The organism is Streptococcus taoyuanensis (assembly GCF_029589235.1).
GTDB classification, from domain to species: domain Bacteria; phylum Bacillota; class Bacilli; order Lactobacillales; family Streptococcaceae; genus Streptococcus; species Streptococcus taoyuanensis.
This window is the reverse complement of record NZ_JARQVW010000006.1, coordinates 76722-96442: the sequence shown is the minus strand read 5'-3', so window position 1 is coordinate 96442 and position 19721 is coordinate 76722. Positions and strand designations below refer to the sequence as shown.

Sequence of the window (19721 nt, the reverse complement as noted above, 5' to 3'; positions counted from 1 at the left end):
AGAGCCCACTCAACCACTGCGTCTTGCTCGACAATCCAAAAATAATTGAGAGGCTAGGACTTTTGTCCCAGCCTCTTTTCTATATTCTCAGATGTTCTAGACATCTAACGTCACTTATTTCCACTTTTCCAGTCACAAGCATTCTCATGGTCATTGACCAGGCCTGCTGCTTGTAGGTAGGATAAAACTGCGACTGGTCCTGTGAACTTAAAACCACGTTTTTTGAGGTCCTTGGCTAGCTTCTCAGAAAGAGCTGTCTTCGCTGGAGCCTGCCGGTAATCTGGGACATCATTGACGATAGTTTTTCCATCGACAAAAGACCAAAGATAAGCATCAAACGATCCAAATTCCTCCTGGATTTGTAGAAAGGCTTGAGCATTGGCCCGTGTCGCAAAGATCTTAGCACGATTGCGAATGATGGCTGGATTGTCTATCAAAGTTTCCAGTTCAGAGTCGGTCATCTCTGCGACGCGTTGAAGATGGTAACCATGAAAAGACTCTCGGAAAGCCTGGCGTTTATTGAGTACCGTCTCCCAAGATAGACCGGCCTGATAAGTCTCCATACAGAGCAACTCAAAAAGCGCTTGGTCATCATGGAGGGGACGCCCCCACTCCTCATCATGGTAGGCTACATATAGCGGGTTATTTATTTTAACCCAACCACAACGTTTTGACATCTTATTCTCCTATCTTTGAAACATAGTCAGGCAAGGGAACAGTAGACTTATCCAATAGATTAATCCAACGATTAATATCTGGTGGCAGAGGGTTAAATTTTTCATCTGTTTGATACCTTGCTTGACCATCTGTTTCTATACCAGTTAATGTTTCAATCTGTTCTCGAAGCTGGTCTACAGACATCCAATCAGTCCAACCTTCAAATAAGTTTTCAGTAGCCAATGTTATCCCATACCATTCTTGAAACCATTCAATGTAGTCTGCACTTAACAGGTAGAGTTTTTCGAAAGAACAAGGTTCATCATTCACCTTTATACTTTCTACTATATTGTCATGATCTACTATGGTAATACTCGCACCACAAAATTCACAAGGAAGTGAGCCAACTTGACCATAGCGAGATCCACTATGCAAGAATAATCCTGTTTGGCTCTGTTGACAATTTTTACAAAACAATGGAAAAACGGTACAGTGTAGCCATAGTGTATCAATCTTCCCATTTTTAAACTTTATCTTGATATGGTTGCTACTGTTCCTTGCTTCAACTAGATTGATCCGAGCAATACCCATTATTTCACCAACATTTTAAGGGCCGATTTGATATAGTTCTCAGCTGTATCCGTCGTCCCTTCGAAGAATTTCTTGATTTTCTTGAGTTCCGTTGCCTTGTAGCCCAAAGCCAACATGGCTTCCATGGCTTCCTCAAGAGCTTGGTTCTCTTCTGCAACTTTGGCTTTGGACTGAGCCGGTGCATCTTCTAGATCAAGATTGATCTTACCTTCTAGGTCCAAGACCATCTGTTGGGCTGTTTTCTTGCCGATCTTCGGAAACTTGGTCAAGTAGGTGATATTCTTGCTTTCGATGGCTTGGACAAGGCCTGCATTGTCATCTGCAGCAATGATAGCTAGAGCTGACACTGGGCCAATTCCAGAGACCGAGATCAAGTTCAAAAAGAGCTTTTTCTCTTCTTCGGTCGCAAAGCCATAAAGAAGGTGAGCATCTTCCCGGACTACTTGATGGAGATAGACTTGCACCTCTTGATTCATTTTGCCAGAGTAGGCATAGGGATTGGCCACATGCAAGAGATAGCCGATCTCAGCTGTCTCCACCACGATATATTTAGCAGTGATTTTCGTTAAGATTCCTTTAATGTATTCGTACATAATCTTCCTTTATCGTTTACTTAATATTTGCCCAATTCTCGTAGGCTAGTGTGATTTTCCTGAATGCGTCGGAACATCTTTTCCATGTCCGACTTGGTGAAGTTAACCAAAACCGGACGGCCATGAGGGCAGTTATAAGGGTTGTCGCATTGGGACAGTTGATAGATCAGATCGCGTGCAGAGTAATCGTCCAGTGTGTGGTTGGCCTTGATGGAGCGTTTGCAAGACATCATGATGGCCAACTCAGCCCGGTATTTCTTGATGGACACTTCCTTGGTCAAAAGGAGCATGTCACACATTTCGTAGATACCCGACTCGATCTCTTCTTCCTTCATCCAAATCGGATGCTCCCGCAAGATCAACTGGTTGGCTCCGTACTCTTCTAGATAGACGCCCACTTCCTCTAGGAGGTGTTTACGCTGTTGCAGGCGGATCAGATCATCTGCAGGGAACTCAAAGATATAAGGCACTAGCAGTTGTTGCTGACTACCGTCCACATCCCCGATACTCTCTCGGTATTCTTCGTATTTGACCCGCTCTTGGGCCGCGTGCTGGTCAATGATGTAGAGGCCTCCATTGCCTTGGGCAAAGAGATAGGTCCCATGCATCTGACCAAAATATTCCAACTCTGGGAAGGTCGATGCTTGCTCTCCCTCCAGCTTGTCATAGGCCTTGTCTAGACTAGCCAGATCCAACTCTGGGTGATCCAGTTCATCGTATACCGCAGCCTTTCTTTCCGCAAACTTGATCGCGCTTGTCGGTTTTTCTACTGGATTTTCTTGGCTTATCGAATCAGCAGTAGCTTCATCTGTCAGAGGCCGTTGAGGATCTGCCACCTCTGGTCGAAGTTTGAAATCTTGACTTTCTCGGTCATAATAAAGGCGGTTTTCTTTTAAAGGCAAGGTCGTCTGAACCGGCTTTTCTGCTCGACGAATGGTCGACTTGGCTAGATTTTCTAGAGCATCCGGAATTAGGTCCTGCTCTTTCAGAGCATTCGCAATGGCTTGGGAAATCAAGGCCATCAGTTCTCGTTCTTTGGAGATACGAACCTCTTGCTTGGTCGGGTGAACATTGACATCCGCTAAGTAAGGGTCGATCTGGATGTGAATGATCGCAAGTGGGAAGCGACCCACCATGAGTTTACTACCGTAGCCGTCTAAAATAGCCCGATTGAGCAAGAAATTCTTGATGTAGCGCCCGTTGATAAAGAGACTGATGTAGTTGCGATTGGCACGAGTCAATTCAGGCAAAGACACAAAGCCCGTCACTTCAAAATCCAGGTCGCGATTTTCAATGGCCACCATCTTCTTGGCAGACGCCAATCCATAGACGCCCGCAATCGCTTGCCGGAGATTGCCAGTACCTGCCGTTTTGGTCATTTCTTTTCCATCATTGATTAAGGTGAAAGCAATCTCTGGATGGGCCAAACTCAATCGGTTGAGAATATCCACGATATGGGACAGCTCTGCCTGCTGGCTCTTTAAATACTTGAGACGAGCAGGGGTATTAAAAAAGAGATCTTCTACTGTAATCTTGGTCCCGACAGGGCTTGTCGCTGGCTCCAATTCCTCAATTTCACCACCCTTTGCGACCAATTTGGTCCCGTGGGCAGCTCCTTCTTGAGCCGTTAGAAGGGTTAGAATACTAACAGAAGCAATGGAAGGCATGGCCTCGCCACGAAAACCAAGCGTTCGAATGCGAAAAAGATCCGCTTGATTCTTGATCTTACTGGTCGCATGTCGACGAAGGGCCAGAGCGACCTCATCATGCGCAATTCCTTCCCCATTGTCTGTGATCCGAATCGACTTCAATCCTGCTTCTTCGATTTCGACAACGATCTGGCTAGCTCCAGCATCGATCGAGTTTTCAACCAATTCCTTGACCACACTTGCAGGTCGTTCAATTACTTCACCTGCCGCAATCTGGTTGGCTAGGACTTCTGGCAATTCAATAATCTGTGACATAGCTGCTCCTTTACCTTTTTTTCACCGATACATGTAGCTCTATTATACCACAGATCCACAGGACCCCCTTTCTTAAAAAATGGAGGCTGATCCCATCTTCTTCCCTAAAAACCGCATAGGCAAAGAAAATGACCACATAAACAAATCCCCTTGTCTTCCCTTTGGAAAAAGTGTTTAATAGTAGTGTAAAGAAGGAGCCGGGCTAGCAGGCTAACCGACTTTACCTAAGGAGGGAGAAAATATCTTATGAAAGTAGAAGTACACATTGATTCCCACTTCCAAGAAGAAACGGTGATGATCACAGCACCTGCACTATCTGCGCGTGTAGAGAAAATCCGTGACTTTGTGGAAGAATTGGATCAAAAAGGGCGCTTACGTGCCAAAAAGGATGGGGAAGCTTACCTGATCGAAAGCCAACTATTCCAACGTTTTTACATTGAAAATCGGCAAGTAATTGGCGAGACCATGACAGATCAATTTATTCTGACTGGACCACTCTATCAGCTATCTGAAGACTTGCCGACCTGCTTTCTCAAAATTTCCCAATCTGAAATTATCAACACAAAAGAAATCGATCACCTGCACTTTACCAGTGGAGGATCGGTGCAAATCTATCTTAAAAACGGGAGTCTGACCTACTCCTCCCGTCGTTACTTGAAAGCCATTAAGGAGAAATTATCATGCTAAAACAATCTTTTTCTGACGCCCTGAAAGGCATTCTCATCGGGCTCATCCTATCCATTTTCTTTTCCTACCTCTTCTCACCTGAGTTGTACCTTCCCTTAAGTCCCAACTCTGCAGTCGGTCGCTGGATGTTCTTGCATCATGTTCACGGCTCACTGGTCATGCTCTATTGTGCCCTCGTTTGGGGTGCGATTGGGGTCCTCTTTAGCTTCGGAAGTCTCCTCTTTCAAAAAGACTGGAGCCTCTTACGGGCTACTCTGAGCCATTACCTACTCATGTTGCTTGGCTTTATTCCTCTAGCTACCTTAGCCGGCTGGTTTCCAGCACGACTCGGATTTTACCTCTCACTCGTTGTCGAATTCACCCTCGTTTACGTGATCATCTGGTTGGTCTCCCATCATTTTTATAAAAAACAAGTTCAAGAAATCAATCAAAGCATTGCTAACCACTAAGCAAAAAGATCCTCAGTGCTACGAGGATCTGAAAGTAGAGATAAACTGTTCCTTTATACAAATCTAATAAATTCTATAAAAAATATACTCGTTATAGTTGTTCAATCATCTACTGAAACTTTCCGCTGTGAGAAAAGTGCCTGAAACACAATTGTTTCAGGCACTCGGAATTATTGAGACCTTAGGCTCAATAATTAGTCTTGGAACTTCGAAGAAGTTCGCTGACGTCCGTACTCACTTAAGGAAAGTTTCTAAGATGACTTTGTCTTCAATAAAAGATCCTCGCTGTCACGAGGATCTTCTTTTATAATTTCTTTTTCAATTCGGCGACTGCCATCATGACTTCCATGGGAGTCATATTGTAGAGATCCAGATTCTTCAATTCTGTGATCACTGTATTTTCTGTTTCTTCCTCAAAGAGGGACATTTGTTCAGCAACCTGCGAAGACACTTCCTTTTTAGGAGTTGCATCCGCAAGCGGTACTTGCTGGGCTTGTCCTTCGAGCTTGGTCAAAATCGCATCCGCCCGCTTCAATAATTCTTCTGGCAAACCAGCGATCTTGGCCACGTGAATCCCATAAGATTTATCAGCTGGTCCGGGTTCAATCTTGTGCAAGAAGGTAACCTGACCATCTCGCTCCAAGGTCGCAACATGAACATTTTCCAAACGGGACAAGGTCTCTGAGAGTGCCGTCAACTCATGGTAGTGGGTTGCAAACAAGGTTTTGGCACCGGTTCGATCGTGAATGTATTCGATGATGGACTGGGCGAGGGCCATCCCATCATAGGTCGCCGTTCCCCGTCCCAACTCATCAAATAAAATCAAGGACTGAGGCGTTGCCTTGCGAATGGCATGATTGGCCTCCATCATTTCCACCATAAAGGTAGACTGACCCGATACCAGGTCATCAGCAGCTCCGATCCGGGTATAAATCGCATCAAAGATTGGCAATTCAGCCCTTTGCGCTGGAACATAAGAGCCAATTTGGGCAAGAATCACAATGATCGCCAATTGGCGCATATAGGTAGACTTCCCGCTCATATTTGGCCCCGTAATCAGCTGAATATCCCGTTCTTCATCCATAAAGATGCTATTAGGAATATAGGACTGGGCTCCCATCACTTTCTCAACAACCGGATGACGACCTTTGTCGATCGCGATTCGTCGTTCTTCATGAAAGAAGGGACGATTCAACTGTTGCGACTCAGCGACACTGGCTAAACTTTGTAAAACATCAACCGTCGCAATCGCCTGAGCTAACTGTTGCAGACGTTGGATATACTTGCCAACTTCTTCCCGAATCCGCATAAAAATCGTATATTCCAGATTAGCAGACTTCTCACGCGCCTCTAGCATATCTCCTTCGATGCGTGCCAATTCCTCCGTACCAAAGCGTTCTGAATTTTTCAAGGTCGCCTTGCGGAAAAAGTGAGCAGGAACGTGACTCAATTGAGAATTGGTGACATGGAAATAATAGCCATCCTTCTTGTTGTAATCGATTTTTAGACCTGTAATGCCACTGGCTTCGCGCTCTTTGGCCTCAATCTCAGCAATCCAACCAGTACCATCCCGAAGAACGACACGATACTGATCCAATTGCTCGTCAAACCCAGTTCGGATGATATTTCCCTCCGTAATAACAGCAGACGCTTCCGGAGCAATAGCTGAGGTAATCAAGCGGTGCAATTCAGGAAGTTCATCCAAGCGTGCAATTAAGACATCTAAGACTGGATCACCAATCCCCAGTAGAATCGACTTGATCGTCGGCACATGCCCCAGAGTATCTCCTAGCTGCAAGAGATCCTTAGGATTGATCTTGCCAAAGGAAACACGACTCGCTAAGCGTTCAATGTCATAGACCCCTTTGAGACTGTCGGTCAAATCGCTCCGTTCAAAGAAATGATCCATAAAGACCTGAATGATGTCCTGGCGCTCTCGAATCCGTTTCAAATCGACTAAGGGTTTCTGAATCCAGGACCGCAACAAACGACCGCCCATGGCCGTCTTGGTTTCATCCAAATACCAATACAAGCTACCATGTTTCTTCCCAGTCCGCGCATTCTCTGTCAAATCAAGACTAGCCTTGGTCGCAAAGTCCATCTGCAAGAAATCGCAAATCTCATAATGATGGGCTTTTTTGAGGTGGCTCAATTCCCGCATTTGTGTCTGGTAGACATACTGGAGAAGTTTTCCAGCCGTTTTCTTTTCTAGCTCACTCAACTGATCCCCTAAGAGTTGAACATCGTCGAGCGCCGTCTCTACATGTGACAGCAAGAGATTCATCTGGCTAACAAACACACGCTCTTCCTGTTCTGGCAACTCATAACCCAGGACCACCTCACGCGCACGTAAATTGCGGATTTCTCCACAAACCATGCTAAAGTCATTGAGGGTCGTCACCTGAAACTCCCCTGTCACCAGATCCATATAGGCTAGCCCATACTCATTTCCTGAACGATCCAAAGCAACCAGGAAGTTGTTCTCACTATCTGGCTTGGTCGAATCCACCACTGTACCCGGCGTAATCACCTGTACGACTTCACGCTTAACGACCCCCTTGGCTTCTTTAGGGTCTTCCATTTGTTCTGCAATCGCGACCTTAAATCCCTGTTCAATGAGAACATCAATATACTGCTGAGCCGAGTGGTAGGGAACACCCGCCATGGGGATCGGATTCTCTGCATTTTTATTCCGTGAGGTTAAGGAAATCTCTAAAATTTGAGCTGCATTCACTGCATCTTCATAAAATAATTCGTAAAAATCTCCCATTCGAAACAGCAAAAAGGCATCCGGATAGTCTTTTTTGATATCTAGATACTGCTGCATTCCAGGGGATATTTTCTCTACTGCCATACTTCTTTATTCCTTACTGTTGCATCATTTTCTGACACAAGCTCCATAGATGAAAACAGGAGTAGATAGCTCACTATCTTCCTCCTTTTGACATCTTAACAGGGCTTGATTACTGCATCATCCCTAAAATTTCATTTTGAATTTCAATGGCTGCCTCTTGGTCTCGACAAACAATCAAGAGGGTATTGGCCCCTGCTACTGTTCCCAAAATACGCTCATCTGACATTTCATCTACACCATTGGCCAAGAGAGCTGCTTCTCCTAGCTCTGTCCGCAAAACCAAAGTGAATTCTGCTCGTGAGACAGACTTGGCGTGGCTGGACAACATAATATAAATCTCTGCCACCTCAGGCTCATTTGGCAAAATATAATACAACTGGTCTTTTCGTTTCACCTTGACTAGACCCAGATCGCGCAAATCTCGTGACAGAGTTGTTTGCGTTACAGCAATTCCTTTTGCTTCTAATCGATCCTGAATCTCTTTTTGAGTCGACAATTTTTCATTTCGAATCATTTGTTGAATCAAAAGGTGACGTTCTGTCTTTTTCATTGGACCTCCACTTTTGAATAAATATACTTTAAATTATACCAAAAAAATTGAAAATTCGCTCAGAATTGTGTTAAAATAATAGTTAAAAGGACTAAGGAGCTAATATGAACAATAAAGAACTCATTGCTAGTGAATTGGCCAAAGTGATTGACTCTCTTGACCAAGATGCTATTTTAAACTTGCTTGAACAACCAAAATCATCTGATCTTGGTGACATTGCTTTTCCAGCCTTCTCACTTGCAAAAGTGGAACGCAAGGCTCCTCAAGCAATCGCTGCAGATATTGCTGAAAAGATCGACCAAAGCGCCTTCGAAAAAGTCGTTGCAACTGGACCTTACGTGAACTTCTTCTTAGACAAATCTAAGATCTCTGATCAAGTAATCAAATCCGTCATCGAAGCAGGTGCAGACTATGGTCAACAAGACGAAGGTCATGGCCAAAACATTACCATCGACCTTTCAAGTCCAAATATCGCAAAACCATTCTCAGTTGGTCACTTGCGCTCAACCGTTATCGGGGATGCTCTTTCAAACATCTTCCGCAAAATGGGCTACAACACGATTAAAATCAACCACTTGGGTGACTGGGGTAAACAGTTCGGTCTCTTGATGGTGGCTTACAAAAAATGGGGTAGCAAGGAAGCTGTCGAAGCCAACCCAATCGATGAATTGCTAAAACTTTACGTTCGGATCAACGCTGAAATCGAAAACGATCCTGAGCTTGATGATGAAGGACGTCTCTGGTTCAAGAAATTGGAAGATGGAGATCCAGAAGCGACTGAGTTGTGGCAATGGTTCCGTGACGAAAGCTTGGTAGAATTCAACCGTATCTACAAACTCCTCGGTGTTGAATTTGACAGCTTAAACGGAGAAGCTTTCTACAATGACAAGATGGATGAAGCTGTCCAAATTCTTGAAGAAAAAGGCTTGTTGAAAGAGTCTAAGGGTGCTAGCATCGTTGAGCTCGATGATGTCAACCTTCCACCAGCTATGATTAAGAAATCAGACGGTGCCACTCTTTACATCACGCGTGATATCGCAACCGCTATCTACCGTGCACGGACTTACAACTTTGTGAAAAACATCTATGCTGTAGGTCAAGAACAATCTAACCACTTCCGTCAGTTGAAAGCTGTTTTGAAGAAAATGGGATTTGACTGGAGCGACGATATGGTTCACGTTGACTTTGGTTTGGTGACAAAAAACCGCCAAAAATTGTCAACTCGTAAAGGAAATATCATCCTTCTCGAACCAACTCTTCAAGAAGCCATCTCTCGTGCCAAAGCGCAGATCGAAGAAAAGAACCCTGAATTGGAAAACAAGGAAGAAGTGGCACATGCAGTCGGTGTTGGTGCGGTTAAATTCTACGACTTGAAGACAGACCGCCGCAATGGGTATGACTTCGACCTCGAAGCCATGGTATCCTTTGAAGGAGAAACTGGACCTTACGTTCAATACGCTTACGCTCGTATCCAATCCATCCTTCGCAAAGCCAACTTCACACCATCTACAGATGCGACATACAGCTTGAGCGATCCTGAAAGCTGGGAAATCATCAAGCTTCTCCAAGACTTCTCTCGTGTGGTGAAACGTGCTGCTGAAAACTATGATCCATCCTTGATCGCAAAATATGCTATCAACTTGGCTCAAGCCTTCAACAAATACTATGCGCACACTCGTATCTTGGATGAAAGTCCAGAACGCGAAAGCCGTCTTGCTCTTAGCTACTCAACAGCAGTAGTCTTAAAAGAAGCCCTTCGCTTACTTGGTGTCGATGCACCTGAGAAAATGTAATTTCTTATCTATGATGGATACGTAGAACATCTCTTATGGGAGTGAGAGGAGAAACTAAATGCGATTCAATTTAGTTCTTTCTCACTCCTTTTCTCATGTCCAATGCCTTTCATTCTCTACATTTTCAGATCCTTTATATACAGGAGAAATCTATGAATCAAACCGTTTACATCTTAATTTTCATCAGTTTAGTGGTCCTCTTTTTATTTAACAAGTACGAGAGAGAAAAACTACAACGGCTCTTACAAGAGCAACTCTTGAAAGATCAAGCTTTCAAAGATAGCATCAAGGAAAAAATCCAAGAGACCGACAATATCAACGATGTCATCCATGCCATCAACAAAGACTATCGATTGGGGCTCCTACTTGCTAAAGAAATCACAGAAAAATTAAAATAAGCCATAGAAGAGGAGTCATATAAAATGTGACTCCTCTTCTATTCAGTCGCAACAAATAAGAGGCTGGGACAAAAGTCCTAGCCTCTCAATTATTTTTGGATTGTCGAGCAAGACGCAGTGGTTGAGTGGCCTCTACTACGCTGATTTCATCAGCTTTTACAGCCCTACTCAACTGTGCGGAGGTGGGACGACGAAATCGAATTCTAACGAATTACCGATTTCTGTCCCACTCTCTTTATTTTAAAGATGATACAAATCTTCTACAATGGCGGCTACTTTTTTAATATCTCCCAACATCCCCCGCATTTCAAAATCGGCTAACATGGGGAAACCAAAGCGTTGGCTGTATTGCTTAGCGGTTAAACAATATTGATTGTTAAAATTCCGATTGCCTGATCCAACCACTCCTAAGCACTTGCTGGCATTGTCTCCATAAGCAATAAAATCCGCAACATCTGTCGTCAAAATTTCCACATCGCCATTGTCAACACCATTTCCACCCTCCAAATAGGTAGGCAAAAAAGTGATAAAAGGATTGGTCATTTCAAAGAAGGACTGGCCCTCTTTGACCATGTCTTTCACATGCACTTTCTCGATTTCAAGTCCGGGATGGGCTTCCAGCAAATAGTCACTTAAGCGGCGGACAAAACTCTCTGTATTCCCACTCAGACTAATATAAACAAAGGATACTTTCATCTTTTTTCTCCAATCAAGAAGCTCTCTTATCCTCTAAGAGAGCTCCATTCAAACTTATCTATTATGCCGTAGCTTGAGCTTTTCTCAAACGCAAGGTTTTATACAAAACAATTCCAAGGAAGAGAAGAGATAAAGCAGTCAAGAGCAACAAAGCAATGGACGAAGATGCTAGATATCGTTGACGAAGGGACGGGTTTGAAAAACTAGCCAATAGCGGACGCCCTGCAAAATAATTATAGCAAGAGAAGGCTTGACTTAATAAAATCTGCCCCATGTAAGTATAATGGGCTGTTAACAGATCCTGCTTCATAAAGAGGAAATAGAAAGTTGCCAGTAAGGCAATCAGAATCAGGGAAACAAATAAAAAGGTTAGTGGAGACTGATTGAGTTGGGCTGATTTCTCATAATATGTCACATAGTCCGCCTTGTCTTGAGCCGTTGTTAAACCAAGTTGTTTCGCAAAATCATCTGTCAGCTCAAAACTCTTTGAAGCTCCAAAGGTTGAGACAGCTGAAGTCAGGGTTCCAACCGTAGAGAAAAATAACAGGATGTAAAGATAGATAGGTTTCTTTTTCATACAAACTCCTTTTCATTTCTTACACCCTATTATATCGCGATACAGATAGAAAGGCAAGCGCCTCAAAACAGTGGAAGCACTTGCCTGATCACTGATACGTTCAAATGAAATTCATTTGGAAAATAATGTGTGCAAAAGATGAAAAAGACATCACAACTGTATCATTGGAATGATTAGAGATATAACGGAGTCCTATAAACTTTCATTCGAACACCACCAGTATACCTCATTCTCTTCTTCTTGTGTCATCCATTTCTATTCTGCTTCATTTCGACACGATTTGGTCTATAAAAGCCATTTCCTCTCCTTATCCAAAAACTATTCTGTTCTATTTCTCAACTATTTGGTCATCACTCCCATCAAAAAAGCCAGAAGGACTTGCCTTCTGACTTTCTTTATTTAGATGAATGGACGAAAGAACGAAGAATTAATCTTCTTTTTTCTTGCGTGCAAGACCCAATCCAAGCAATCCAGCCATCGCACCTGCAAGAACAGCTGCAGTTGAGCTTTCTGTACCTGTATTTGGAAGCGCAGGTGTTTGTGGTTGCGCAGGTTGTACAGGCTGTTCCGGAACTTCAGGAGTTGGTTCGGTTGGAACCTCTGGAGTTGGTGGAACGATTGGTGTAGGTGGAACAATTGGTGTTGGTGGGTTATATGGTGTTGGTGGAGTTGGAGGAACTGGCGTTGGTGGGGTTGGAATATCTGTTTCCGTTACCACTTTATTCTTATGCCATTTCACTTCAGCTTCCGGTTTCACCGGATTCGTATTTGGAACAACTTCAGGAGTCGGTGGGGTTGGCTCTGTTGGTGGAGTTGGTGATTTTGGTTCCTCCACATCGACCGTAATCACAGTGTAGTTAGGTGCTGTTGGCGGAGTTGGTGATTTAGGTTCTTCTGGTTTCGTTGGCTCTGCAGGTAGATTTTCCACTGTAATCGTTGGTGGAGTTGGAGCCTTTGGTTCTGTTGGTTTTGTTGGCTCTTTCGGTTCTTCTCCTGGCTCTTTAGGAAGACCTACATTTGAGTTGATGGCAAACCAATAAACCGTTGGTTGACCAGCCGCATTGGCACCATTAGCCGTAAAGACTAAGTGTCCATCTGACATCTTCAAGCCTGCTCCACCATAATAGAGGTATGGAGAAGATGGATTATCCCAACCTTCAAGAGTTGTTGAAGATTCACCGTTAAAGACAGATCCATGTTCAATATATTGGTTATCTTTAAAGGAAGTCACTTCTTTAGTAGCAGCATCATAAGAAACACTTGAGTTTGGAATTGGAATAAATTTATTATTTCCAACATTTACAGACTCTTGGTGTTCCACGTTTTCAAATTTCTTCTTAGGTGTGAACGTAATTTGACCTGTAGTTGCATCTACTTTGTATGATCCGATAACATCATCCTTACCTTCAAAGGTAAATTCTTCTGTACCAATAGAATGAACACTTCCTGAACCCGAAGCATTTACAGTTAACGCATCCGTTACTTCTTCCTTCTCAGGTGTCGTACCAGGAACCCATTTACCTGTGTCATCTTTAACATAACCATATTTCTGAGTCACAATTTTGAGAGGGTTGTCTGCTGAAATGGAAACAGTTGCAGTACCAAAGTCTGCTTTTCCTGTTTTAACCTTCACTTCATTGTTTTCAATGCTCATGGATGAACCATCTGCATATGGATCCCAAGTTCCACGAACAGTGTTGCCATCTTTATCTTTGGCTTCTACTGTAAGGGCACGAGGTTTGTCTCCACTATCGACATAGGAAGCACCTGTCCAGTGGTTGAGCGAGTTCAAAGCGACAATGGCATTGCGTTGAGTCAAATCAAATTTATTGCCATCACCATCATAGAATTCAACATCGACAGCAACCTTAACAGGTTTGTCTTGGTCTGTTGAAGCACCCACTGTCATGGTTACCGTTGGATCTGCGTTGACTGCTGCAATCCCTTTGCCATCATTTGATGGAAGACTTAAAATCTCATAACGGTAAATCACACGTTTGATTGGATGCATATCCGTATTTTCACGCATGCTGGACTGATTCAAGTTATCATAAGTAACGACAAATTTATCGCCTTCTTTCACTTGAATGTACTCAGTTTCATTATTGGCCCAAGGACTAGTTGCTACAATATCTGAAGCTTCCAATTTATTAGAATCATATTGATGGACATTGCTTGTATTTAAACGAGCTTGAGCATCACGAGTAAGATAAGTGCTGATGCCGTCAATGGTGTGAGTTGCACCACCTTCACGTTGGAAGGTCAAATCTTGAACAGTTGAAACATTTTTAAGGTCAGCATACGCATTGTCTGTCATATATTTGTCGTATGCTTGTTTCGCGTCCGTATATTGTTTTTTGGCAACTTCGTATTCAGCTAATTTCTTTTGATAAGCAATATAATCATTTTCGTACTGTACTTTTTCTACATTGTATTTTGCAAGATCAGCTTCGTATTGAGCCTTAGCAGCATCTTCTTCTGCCTTCTTCGCTACCAATTGATCATAAGCTGCTTTATCTTTATCGTATTGCGCTTTCTTAGTTTGGTATTCTTGTAAATCTTTATCGTATTGCGCTTTCGCTGTATTGTAAACAGCCATTTCTGCTTCATACTTAGCTTTTGCTTCTGCATTGGCCTTATCTGCTGCTGCTTTTTCTGCTACTTTAGCATCGTAGGCTGCCTTTTTAGCATTGTACTCTTCTAAAGCTTTATCATAAGCTGCTTGTTGGGTTTTGTAGTCTTCTACTTGTTTCTTGTAAGCCACTTCTGCTTCTGCATTTCTCTTTTCAATCAATGTGATTTCTTGAGATTTTGCTTCATACTCCGCTTTTGCCTTTTTGTAGTTATCAACTACTGTGTTGATTTCAGCTGTTTGAGCTTTATTATCTGCTTCTGCTGCTGCGATAGATGGTTGGACTTTTTCAGCTTCTTCTGTAACGGTCACACCTTCTGTAGCCGCATCAGCTTTTGCTTTTTCAAGTTCTGGTGATTCTACATAAGTCGTCGTAACTGTTTTATTTCCTTCTGTCACAGTTGTAGATGTCAACTTAGAACTTGTTGAAACAGCTGCATCGCTTGTTGCTGTATCCGTAGTAGTCGCTTCAGTTGCAGGCGCTGTTGCTTCATCTGCTTTCACTTCTGCTCCGTAGGTATTAACAGTAGCCAATCCAGCGATGGCCAATGAAACAACACCGACTGATAACTTACGAATTGAAAATTTTTCCTGCTTCGAAACATGTTCACGATAGCTTTTCATTTTCAAAACTCTCCTTTTTGTTTATGTTTAAAAAAATCTCACTGTAGAGGCAAAAATATGCTACTGCCAGTTAACTCTATTGTATCACAATCAACCATTTTTAAATATTTGTCTATTTAATTTTTTATTTTACTTTAAAGATATAACAACTTGAAACGCCAAACCTTACGGACCTTCCTCATCTTTTAGTTGAAAATATATGTAAGAACCTGTGAAAAATCCTTTATTTTCAAGGATTTTCATCCCGGTTTCTCTTTTTATAAATTTCACCGGAAGGCTTTTTTAGGGGAAGTATTTTTTTATACCAATAGATTAGATTTGAAGGTTAAAATAAAAAATTATGTAATTTTTTCCCTGCCGGATCGGAAAAATTCAAAAAAACAACACTGTTTACAGAAGTGTCCATTCTTTAAATTCCTTCCTTTTTCTTCCCAAATAACAAGAAATGAAAAAGACCAAGGTCCTAAGAACCTTGGTCTAACAACTAATGATTAGTTTAAGTGCCAGATATCTTCATTGTACTGAGCGATCGTACGGTCAGATGAGAAGAATCCTGCTTTAGCAATGTTAACGATGACTTGATCCAACCATGCATCACGGTCTTCGTAGTCAGCCAACATACGTTCTTTGGTGACAATGTAGTCTTCCAAGTCAAGAAGAGTCATGAACCAGTCTTTGTTGATCAATTCCTTGTGAAGACGAGTCAAGCGTTCCTTGTTACCAACTGCAAGAACGGCATCGCTGATAATGAAGTCTACCAATGGTTTGATAGCTTCACGTTCATAGAAGTCCGCTGATTTGTATGCTGATTTCTCATATAGATCGATTACAGTTTCTGAATCTTCACCGAAGATGTAGATGTTGTCACGTCCAACCAATTCAGCGATTTCCACGTTGGCTCCATCCATCGTACCAAGTGTCAATGCACCATTCAACATGAATTTCATGTTACCAGTACCTGAAGCTTCTTTCGAAGCAAGAGAGATTTGCTCAGAAATATCGCTAGCTGGGATCAAGTAGCTTGCAGCAGTTACGTTGTAGTTTTCAACCATCACCACTTGCAAGTGTGGAGCTACTGCTGGATCGTTTGCAATCACTTCAGACAAGCAAAGGATCAAGTGGATGATATCTTGTGCAATGGTGTAGGCAGGAGCTGCTTTACCACCAAAGAGAACAGTGATTGGGCGAGCAGGGATATTTCCAGCTTTGATGTCCAAGTATTTGTGGATCACATACAAAGCGTTCATTTGTTGACGTTTGTATTCGTGGAGACGTTTGATTTGGGTATCAAAGATAGAGTTAGGATTGATTTCCACACCTTGATGGTCTTTCAAGAAACGAGCCAATTTACGTTTGTTGTGAGACTTGATGTTTTCCAATTTTGCTTTGACTGCATCTTTATCTTCATAAGAAAGAAGGTCTTCCAATTTAGATGCGTCATGGTGCCAGTCACGTCCGAGGATATCATCCAAGTAGTGTGACAAGGTTGGGTTGGCATGCATGAGCCAACGACGGAATGTGATACCGTTTGTTTTGTTGTTGAATTTTTCAGGGTAAATGTCGTAGAAGGCTTTCAACTCAGAATTCTTCAAGATTTCTGTGTGAAGTGCTGCTACCCCGTTTACGCTAAATCCATAGTGGATATCCATGTGCGCCATGTGTACGCGATCATTCTCATCGATGATTTGAACAGCTGGATCTTTGTATTCAGCGCGAACACGGCGGTCCAATTCTTCAATGATTGGAACCAAGTGAGGAACCACTTCTTGCAAGAATTCAAGTGGCCATTTTTCAAGGGCTTCTGCAAGGATTGTGTGGTTAGTGTAAGCCGTCATGCTACGAACGATAGAGATGGCTTCATCCATTCCAATACCACGTTCTGTCAAAAGACGGATCAATTCAGGGATGACCATTGATGGGTGAGTATCGTTGATTTGGACAACAGCATAGTCAGCAAGGTCATGCAAGTTGCTTCCTTTTTCGATGGCTTCGTCGATGATCAATTGTGCACCGTTTGATACCATGAAGTATTGTTGGAAGATACGGAGCAATTCCCCTTGACGGTTACTATCATCTGGGTACAAGAAGAGGGTCAAGTTGCGAGCGATATCTGTCTTGTCAAAGTTAATACCATCTTCAATAATAGATGAATCAACTGAATCCAAGTCGAACAAACGCAAACGGTTCTTGGTATCAATCTTGTAACCAGGGACATCGATATCATAAAGGGTAGAAGTCAATGTGAAGTGTGCAAATGGCACTTGGTAGCTACGGCTTGAACGAACGAGCCAGCTTTGGTCAGTCAACCATGCGTTTGGAATCGTTTCTTGTTGGTTGTTTTTAAGGACTTGTTGGAACAAACCAAAGTGGTAGTTCAAACCAACCCCATCCCCTGTCAAACCAAGGCTTGAGATAGAGTCGATAAAGCAGGCTGCCAAACGTCCCAAACCACCGTTACCAAGTGATGGTTCCAATTCCACTTCTTCGACTTCGATCAAGTCTTTACCAGCATCTGACAATTCTTTTTTAACATCGTCGTAAAGACCCAAGTTGATCAAGTTGTTAGACAAGAGTTTACCGATCAAGAACTCAGCTGAGATGTAGTAAACTTTTTTCTTACCAGTATTGATTTTCTTTTGAGCGCTTGCTTGCTTGGTGTAATTTAGCAAGGCAATGTACAATTCTTCATTTGAACATTCAGCAATTGTTTTTTGATGATGATCAATCACATATTTTTGTAATGATTCCATGTTGGGAGTCTCCTTTGTTTCAACAATTTTAATAGGGGGAAAGATTATTTTTTTGCTTTCTTAACTTCTTTTTTCAAGTCTTTGTTTTCACGACGATAGATCGTAGTGAAATCAAGCAATTCTTGCTCGACAGCTGGAGTCAATTGATCCGCTGTCATTCGCCATGACCAGTTACCACCGAGAGTAGATGGGAAGTTCATCCGAGCTGAGCCATCTAACTCAAGCAAGTCTTGCATCGTAGCAATCGCCATGAAGCTGACGGAAGCAAAGACGGTACGAAGCATCGCATGCGGTACAGATTCGTACTCTTTCCGGTTAGTATAACGAGCAAGGTACTCACGAGTTGGATCGTCGATTTCATTGCGGTACCATCCAAGAACTGTGTTGTTATCATGTGTTCCTGTATACATCACAGAATTGTTTGGTGCCAAGTGAGGGCTATCGATACTTTCATCGTCCGGATTGAAGGCAAATTGAAGAATCTTCATTCCTGGGAAGCCAGTGCTTTCACGAAGTTCGATGACTTCATCTGTCATAAAGCCAAGGTCCTCAGCGATGATGTTCAAATCACCGAGCTCTTCCTTCACAGCTGCAAAGAGTTTGTAGCCAGGACCTTTAACCCATTTACCTGGTGCTGCTGTATCTGATCCAGCAGGGATTTCCCAGTAAGACTCAAAACCACGGAAGTGGTCGATCCGCACGATGTCGTAGATCTTGAAGCTTTCACGCAAGCGTTCAATCCACCATTGGTAGCCATCTTTGTCCATTGCTTCCCAGTCATAGATTGGGTTCCCCCAAAGTTGACCAGTTGCTGAGAATTCATCTGGCGGGCATCCTGCGATGCAAGTCGCTTTCCCGTTTTTATCTGTTTTGAAGAGATGAGGGTTCGCCCACATGTCACTTGAATCTTCCGCTACATAGATTGGCATGTCTCCGACGATTTCAATGTGATGGTCATTGGCATAAGCTTTCAAGGCCAACCATTGTTGGAAGAAGAAGAATTGAGTCACACGATGGTAAGTCAATTGATCCGCCAATTCTTCACGGTATTGAGCCAAAGCTTTTGGTTCACGTGCACGAATAGCTGCATCTGGCCATTCTGTCCAGGCTTTTAAATCAAAGTGTTCTTTGATAGCCATGTATTCTGCAAATAGTTCCAACCAAGAAGCATTGGCTTCGCAAAAGGCTTGGAATTCTTTTTGATCACCTGATTTCAAGAAGTTCGCAACTGCTTTTTCAAGCAAGGGACGACGTTGTTCGAAAACCTTTGCATAATCCACTTGAGTAGGATCTTGACCAAAGTCCACTCCTTTAAGATCTGCTTCTGTCAACAAACCTCGTTCAATCAAAAGATCGAAATCAATAAAATGAGTGTTCCCAGCAAAAGCTGAGAAAGATTGGTATGGAGAATCTCCATAACTAGTTGTACCAAGCGGCAAGATTTGCCAGTAACGTTGCTTGGTCCGAACGAGGAAATCAACAAAATCATATGCTGATTGACCGAATGATCCGATCCCGTATTGTCCAGGAAGGGAAGAAATGTGCATCAAAACACCACTTTGACGTTTTTTCATGGGTTACCACCTTTTTTTATTTCTTTGAAGCCTGCGATTCGGTGCACGGTATGGGTATCGTTGCAGAGTCGTATCCAGCTCTCAAGCGGCTCTACTCTTTGTTAAAAATCGAACAGGCGCAACTCAGTTTACGCAATTTTTGCGAAAACGTTTGCGTACCATGTTATTATAAACTTTTTCCCTATTTTCTGCAAGGGATTTCTTAAAAACTTTTTTAACTTTTTTCAGAATGTCCTCACCCCCTTAGTGTATTCTTTCCTTTGGCTAATGTCAACAAATTTGATGCATTTTATAGAAGAAAGTTCGGAATTAAAATATTTTTAAAAAAATTG

General features: G+C 42.7%; 15 protein-coding genes. 4 read left to right on the top strand and 11 right to left on the bottom strand.

The features are described 5' to 3' along the window. Window positions 1–110 precede the first annotated feature (110 nt). Genes P5Y91_RS05740 through mutL form a run of 4 tightly spaced genes read right to left on the bottom strand, consistent with a single transcriptional unit; the run spans window position 111 to window position 3805 of the window. A complete protein-coding gene (locus P5Y91_RS05740) occupies window positions 111–677 on the bottom strand; it encodes a DNA-3-methyladenine glycosylase I (protein ID WP_118396258.1) in 567 nt (188 codons plus the stop codon). Between the two features lies 1 nt (window position 678). Then, a complete protein-coding gene (locus tag P5Y91_RS05735; protein WP_118396256.1) occupies window positions 679–1248 on the bottom strand; it encodes a hypothetical protein in 570 nt (189 codons plus the stop codon). Then, window positions 1248–1841 carry a Holliday junction branch migration protein RuvA gene (gene ruvA / locus P5Y91_RS05730; RefSeq protein WP_049482830.1) on the bottom strand — a complete coding sequence of 198 codons (594 nt, stop codon included), beginning with the start codon at window positions 1839–1841 and terminating at the stop codon, window positions 1248–1250. Before ruvA ends, P5Y91_RS05735 begins: the two co-directional genes overlap by 1 nt. A 20-nt stretch (window positions 1842–1861) precedes the next feature. Further along, a complete protein-coding gene (gene mutL, locus P5Y91_RS05725) occupies window positions 1862–3805 on the bottom strand; it encodes a DNA mismatch repair endonuclease MutL (RefSeq protein WP_049482828.1) in 1944 nt (647 codons plus the stop codon). 246 nt (window positions 3806–4051) lie between these two features. Here mutL and P5Y91_RS05720 point away from each other — a divergent pair, with 246 nt between their 5' ends. Beyond that, a complete protein-coding gene (locus P5Y91_RS05720; protein ID WP_070594642.1) occupies window positions 4052–4492 on the top strand; it encodes a LytTR family DNA-binding domain-containing protein in 441 nt (146 codons plus the stop codon). Continuing rightward, window positions 4486–4941 carry a DUF3021 domain-containing protein gene (locus P5Y91_RS05715; RefSeq protein ID WP_024054970.1) on the top strand — a complete coding sequence of 152 codons (456 nt, stop codon included), beginning with the start codon at window positions 4486–4488 and terminating at the stop codon, window positions 4939–4941. Before P5Y91_RS05720 ends, P5Y91_RS05715 begins: the two co-directional genes overlap by 7 nt. Window positions 4942–5245: 304 nt before the next feature. Here P5Y91_RS05715 and mutS read toward each other — a convergent pair whose 3' ends face one another. After that, window positions 5246–7795 (bottom strand): DNA mismatch repair protein MutS, encoded by a 2550-nt coding sequence (gene mutS, locus P5Y91_RS05710; protein WP_070594643.1) that lies wholly within the window; start codon window positions 7793–7795, stop codon window positions 5246–5248. A gap of 109 nt (window positions 7796–7904) precedes the next feature. Continuing rightward, entirely contained in the window at window positions 7905–8345 is a 441-nt protein-coding gene (gene argR / locus P5Y91_RS05705; protein WP_023919910.1) for an arginine repressor, read from the bottom strand. A 104-nt stretch (window positions 8346–8449) separates the two neighbouring features. On the opposite strand from argR, the gene argS reads away from it, so the two are divergent. Together argS and P5Y91_RS05695 are read left to right on the top strand one after the other, a co-directional pair. Continuing rightward, window positions 8450–10138 carry an arginine--tRNA ligase gene (argS, locus tag P5Y91_RS05700; protein ID WP_049515225.1) on the top strand — a complete coding sequence of 563 codons (1689 nt, stop codon included), beginning with the start codon at window positions 8450–8452 and terminating at the stop codon, window positions 10136–10138. A 152-nt stretch (window positions 10139–10290) separates the two neighbouring features. Continuing rightward, entirely contained in the window at window positions 10291–10536 is a 246-nt protein-coding gene (locus P5Y91_RS05695) for a hypothetical protein (protein ID WP_049515223.1), read from the top strand. Window positions 10537–10776: 240 nt separating this feature from the next. Here the strand turns inward: P5Y91_RS05695 and nrdI are convergent, their stop codons facing one another. The 5 genes from nrdI to malQ form a co-directional block, all read right to left on the bottom strand. After that, on the bottom strand, window positions 10777–11232 hold the full coding sequence (nrdI, locus tag P5Y91_RS05690; RefSeq protein ID WP_049516115.1) for a class Ib ribonucleoside-diphosphate reductase assembly flavoprotein NrdI: 456 nt from the start codon (window positions 11230–11232) through the stop codon (window positions 10777–10779). Between the two features lie 61 nt (window positions 11233–11293). Continuing rightward, window positions 11294–11809 (bottom strand): ABC transporter permease, encoded by a 516-nt coding sequence (locus P5Y91_RS05685; RefSeq protein WP_049516112.1) that lies wholly within the window; start codon window positions 11807–11809, stop codon window positions 11294–11296. A 427-nt stretch (window positions 11810–12236) separates the two neighbouring features. Further along, a complete protein-coding gene (locus P5Y91_RS05680) occupies window positions 12237–15065 on the bottom strand; it encodes a GbpC/Spa domain-containing protein (protein WP_277839148.1) in 2829 nt (942 codons plus the stop codon). Window positions 15066–15556: 491 nt separating this feature from the next. After that, entirely contained in the window at window positions 15557–17815 is a 2259-nt protein-coding gene (gene glgP / locus P5Y91_RS05675; RefSeq protein WP_023919924.1) for a glycogen/starch/alpha-glucan family phosphorylase, read from the bottom strand. A gap of 44 nt (window positions 17816–17859) precedes the next feature. Beyond that, window positions 17860–19389, bottom strand: a complete 1530-nt coding sequence (gene malQ / locus P5Y91_RS05670; protein ID WP_049516109.1) for a 4-alpha-glucanotransferase — start codon at window positions 19387–19389, stop codon at window positions 17860–17862. Window positions 19390–19721: the final 332 nt, after the last annotated feature.

Excerpts from the sequence above, each read along its gene's own strand:
- P5Y91_RS05740 (WP_118396258.1), bottom strand. The coding sequence starts at position 677 with ATGTCAAAACGTTGTGGTTGGGTTAAAATAAATAACCCGCTATATGTA.
- P5Y91_RS05735 (WP_118396256.1), bottom strand. The coding sequence starts at position 1,248 with ATGGGTATTGCTCGGATCAATCTAGTTGAAGCAAGGAACAGTAGCAAC.
- ruvA (WP_049482830.1), bottom strand. The coding sequence starts at position 1,841 with ATGTACGAATACATTAAAGGAATCTTAACGAAAATCACTGCTAAATAT.
- mutL (WP_049482828.1), bottom strand. The coding sequence starts at position 3,805 with ATGTCACAGATTATTGAATTGCCAGAAGTCCTAGCCAACCAGATTGCG.
- P5Y91_RS05720 (WP_070594642.1), top strand. The coding sequence starts at position 4,052 with ATGAAAGTAGAAGTACACATTGATTCCCACTTCCAAGAAGAAACGGTG.
- P5Y91_RS05715 (WP_024054970.1), top strand. The coding sequence starts at position 4,486 with ATGCTAAAACAATCTTTTTCTGACGCCCTGAAAGGCATTCTCATCGGG.
- mutS (WP_070594643.1), bottom strand. The coding sequence starts at position 7,795 with ATGGCAGTAGAGAAAATATCCCCTGGAATGCAGCAGTATCTAGATATC.
- argR (WP_023919910.1), bottom strand. The coding sequence starts at position 8,345 with ATGAAAAAGACAGAACGTCACCTTTTGATTCAACAAATGATTCGAAAT.
- argS (WP_049515225.1), top strand. The coding sequence starts at position 8,450 with ATGAACAATAAAGAACTCATTGCTAGTGAATTGGCCAAAGTGATTGAC.
- P5Y91_RS05695 (WP_049515223.1), top strand. The coding sequence starts at position 10,291 with ATGAATCAAACCGTTTACATCTTAATTTTCATCAGTTTAGTGGTCCTC.
- nrdI (WP_049516115.1), bottom strand. The coding sequence starts at position 11,232 with ATGAAAGTATCCTTTGTTTATATTAGTCTGAGTGGGAATACAGAGAGT.
- P5Y91_RS05685 (WP_049516112.1), bottom strand. The coding sequence starts at position 11,809 with ATGAAAAAGAAACCTATCTATCTTTACATCCTGTTATTTTTCTCTACG.
- P5Y91_RS05680 (WP_277839148.1), bottom strand. The coding sequence starts at position 15,065 with ATGAAAAGCTATCGTGAACATGTTTCGAAGCAGGAAAAATTTTCAATT.
- glgP (WP_023919924.1), bottom strand. The coding sequence starts at position 17,815 with ATGGAATCATTACAAAAATATGTGATTGATCATCATCAAAAAACAATT.
- malQ (WP_049516109.1), bottom strand. The coding sequence starts at position 19,389 with ATGAAAAAACGTCAAAGTGGTGTTTTGATGCACATTTCTTCCCTTCCT.